The organism is Brachyspira sp. SAP_772, from assembly GCF_009755885.1.
Taxonomy (GTDB): domain Bacteria; phylum Spirochaetota; class Brachyspiria; order Brachyspirales; family Brachyspiraceae; genus Brachyspira.
This window is the reverse complement of the sequence record NZ_VYIX01000263.1, coordinates 1-615: the sequence shown is the minus strand read 5'-3', so window position 1 is coordinate 615 and position 615 is coordinate 1. Positions and strand designations below refer to the sequence as shown.

General features: G+C 19.5%; 1 protein-coding gene. It reads right to left on the bottom strand.

The window, feature by feature from the left end; all coding sequences use genetic code 11:
- Positions 1-615, bottom strand: a 615-nt coding sequence (locus GQX97_RS13925; protein WP_157152339.1) for a DUF4132 domain-containing protein, incomplete at both ends; no start/stop codon positions are given.

The following is a 615-nucleotide window of genomic DNA, read 5'->3' as shown; positions in this document are numbered from 1 at the left end:
TCTTTATTTTCAGAATCTATATATTTATCTTYGCCTAAATATCTAAAAGTTGTTATAATTTTTTTGTTTTTGTCATACAAATTCCATATTAAAGTTGATGCAAATTTATTCATTAAAATATTATCAATAAAATATTCTCTAAATAAATCATARCTATATATTTCGCCGTCTATTAATATGATGCTTAAAAGATAGGAATTTGCTCTCATAAACTTATRTATTTCTTTTTCTAAATTTTGTATTTCTTCTTTTAAATCTTCATTAATTTTTTTAGGCATACTTTTTAATATTTTATYATTTTTTATATCAAACAAACTTAAAGAATAATCGCTATTTAAAATTAATTTATAATCTTTATTGAACTCTCTTTCACCTTTAGAATTAAATCYCAAATTTGGCATACACTTTAATTTAAACTCGCTATAGCTAATATTCATTTTTTCAAGAACTTCATCAATAMTTTTAGAAGCTTCTTTTTTTATATCTCTTTTCTTTGTAGTAGTATATATTTCATATAATAATTTTAGAGCATATTTATGTTTGATATTAAGCTTTATTAGTGAAAGAAAAAAATTAGAATCGAATTTTAATTCATATATATCTTTTAAAGCTTCA